Here is a 2,798-nt window from a genome sequence, read left to right as displayed (position 1 = left end):
GCGCGCCCACCAGGGACGCGGTCACGACGGCGGCCACCTTCTTGGTGTGCTTCCTGTTGACGCAAGCTGTCATACGTCTTTCTCCTTCCGTGAGGAACAGATAATCGCCAGTTACACGGGAGGGGAAGAAAGAGGGCGCATGCGCGCCAGACGGGCAGCGGCCGGCGGGTCCGAGCCCCGATCGAACTGCATCTCGGCATTGCGGAGAACCGAGATGCCGCCTCCCCTCGCCGAGAGGCGGCATCTCGATTTAGACGATACGGATAGGTCCCGGAATCCAACGGCCGAGGAGGCATGAGGCGCGAATTGCGCCCCGCGTGGCGCGTGGCGAGCTGCGCGCACGAGAATCGGCTGGCATCCGCCGCCGGCGGATCGTCGCCTTCTGGACGTCTTCGGGTTCCACCCGATCGGCTCAGGGCCCGGCCGAGGTGGCCGGAATCTACTCTTACCCACTCTGCCCCTGCGGGGCCCTGGGATTCCGATGGGCCTACAGCTGTATCTAGTGGGAACGGGGGAAGGAGTAGTACTGGGACGGGTCGTTGGGGCCGGAGCCGTGCCACGAGAGGACCCCCTTGTCGACGAGGCCCCTCAGGGTCGACCTTGCGGCCTTGACGCTTCTCCCAAGGTGCTCGGAGAGCTGCTTGACCGTCACCCCGCCTCTCACGTAGACAATCTGGACCGCTGACAGCTCGTGCCCGCTGAGCGTCCTGTACGCCTCCTCGCCGACGATGCCGGAAACGGTATCGCTCTGCCTGAGGACGCGCGAAGTGATGCTGTTCTCGAGCGTGAGCAGCACCGAGGAATCGTTCGGCTCCGAGAAGACGGGGTCGTTGAGGAAGAGGCCCGCAGCTTCATGAGCGCGACGATCGAGACCGGTCGAGCGCGGTGGAGGCGGGCTTTCTCACCACGCGGGGCCGCGCCAGCGCCGCAGGCTTGATGCGCGTGCTGCCCATCGAGGTGGAGCCGGCGAGGCGGCGCGGCCCCGCCGCCGCCATCGCCGCCGCGCCTACGCCGTCAGCGTCCGGACGGGGATGACGAGCACGCCGCTCGGCAGGCGCCGGGCGTACCCCGAGATGCCGACGAGCACCGCCATGAACTCGGGCTCGCGCACGCGGGCGCGGCCGTCGCCGCACAGCTTGTCCCGCATCCTCAGCAGGCTCCGCTCCGCCTCGGGGACCTTGTCCTCGCTGACCTTGACCTCCAGCGCCGCCCAGGAGCCGTCGGCGCGCTCGATGACGGCGTCGACCTCCAGGCCGGAGTCGTCGCGGTAGTAGCGCACGGGGACCGGCCCGGCGCCGGACAGCGCCCTCGCGTAGACGGCGAGGTCGCGCATGCACAGGTTCTCGAACACGAGGCCGAAGGTCTGCCAGTCGGCGACGAGCGACCCTGGCCCCATGCCGAGCAGGGCCACGGCGAGCGACGGGTCGGCGAGGTAGCGCTTGGGCTTGACGGTGAAGCGCTTCTTGGAGCGGGCGGGCGGTGCCCAGCCCGGCACCTCCTCGACGAGGTAGAGCGACCTCAGCAGGTGCAGGTACGCGGAGGCGGTGTCCTCCGACAGCAGGGCCCCGGGGCGCTCCTCGGCGCCGTACACGTCGCCCGCCAGCGTCCGGTAGGTCGTCGCCTGCCCGAGGTTGCGCGCGATGGAGCCGCATATGCGCTCGGCGACGAAGCCGTCCCTGCCCATGTCGGGGACGGTCTCGCCGAACACCAGGTTCAGGTACTCGCGCGCCACGATCTGGGCGTCCTCGGGGTCCGACTCGATCGCCTCCGGCCAGCCGCCCCGGCACGCGAGCCCCACGAGGCCTATGGTGTCCCTCTCCGCCGCGCAGGGCTCGAACTCGCCCCGGAAGAGGCCGGAGAGCGACACGGAGCCGGTGGAGTCGCCCGACTCGGCGAGCGACATCGGGAGCATCCGGATCCGCCCGATGCGGCCCGCCCCGCTGTGGTGGCGCTCGTCCGGCGAGCGCTTCCTGGGGGTCGAGGACCCGGTGAGGATCCACGCGCCCTTGACGCGCCGCTCCTCGTCGACGCCGTGGCGCACGGCGTCCCAGATCCCGGGCTCGCGCTGCCACTCGTCGATGACGTGCGGGCGGTCGCCGAGCAGCATCATCGACGGGTCGGCCCTCGCCACGGCGAGGTTGTCGCCCTGGTCGACGTAGGTGATGGACGCCCCGTGGCGCCTCGCCGTCCACGTCTTGCCGCACCACTTCGTCCCCGCGATCTCGACCGCGCCGAATACCCTCAGGTACCGCTCGACCTGCTCGTCGACGATGCGCGGCAGGTAGCCGTCGGGCTCGATCCCCATGGGCGACCCCCCTCTCGTTCCGTCCGCCGTCTGCGCCATTATAGCGCCGTGTCCGGCAGGAACGGGGAATCCGAGCATCCCGTTCCGGAAAATCCGAATTCCGCGACCAGGAATATCCGAATATGGCAGTCGGCATAATCCGAATTCCCGGCACCGGGGAATCGGGATCTCCGCGCCCGGAGCCCCCTGGCGCCACCGAGGCAGATGCGCCCGCGCCGGATCCGCCGGCGGATCCCCGCCGCTCGTGTCAACGTACTCTCGCCATCCGCGCCAACGTGTTTTCACCGGTTTCGCCAAAGTATTTTCACCGGTTCCGCAAACGCACTTTTGCTATCCGGGTGACAGCGGGCGCACGCCCCGCCTCATATCCCCTCCCGTGTAACTGGCGATTATCTGTTCCTCACGGAAGGAGAAAGACGTATGACAGCTTGCGTCAACAGGAAGCACACCAAGAAGGTGGCTGCCGTCGTGACCGCGTCCCTGGTGGGCGCGC

2 protein-coding genes are annotated in these 2,798 nt (G+C 69.1%); both read right to left on the bottom strand.

Annotated elements, in window-relative coordinates; translation table 11 throughout:
- Positions 1-499: 499 nt before the first annotated feature.
- A complete protein-coding gene (locus H6A16_RS10445) occupies positions 500-796 on the bottom strand; it encodes a hypothetical protein (protein ID WP_204618950.1) in 297 nt (98 codons plus the stop codon).
- Positions 797-1,006: 210 nt separating this feature from the next.
- The gene (locus tag H6A16_RS10440) at positions 1,007-2,305 is read right to left on the bottom strand and encodes an ATP-binding protein (protein WP_239458340.1); all 1,299 of its coding nucleotides are present in this window, start codon (positions 2,303-2,305) and stop codon (positions 1,007-1,009) included.
- Between the last annotated feature and the right edge of the window lie 493 nt (positions 2,306-2,798).

Source organism: Collinsella tanakaei (genome assembly GCF_016900375.1).
In the GTDB taxonomy this organism is placed as follows: domain Bacteria; phylum Actinomycetota; class Coriobacteriia; order Coriobacteriales; family Coriobacteriaceae; genus Collinsella.
This window is presented reverse-complemented; position numbering and strand designations above follow the sequence as displayed.

Excerpts from the sequence above, each read along its gene's own strand:
- H6A16_RS10440 (WP_239458340.1), bottom strand. The coding sequence starts at position 2,305 with ATGGGGATCGAGCCCGACGGCTACCTGCCGCGCATCGTCGACGAGCAG.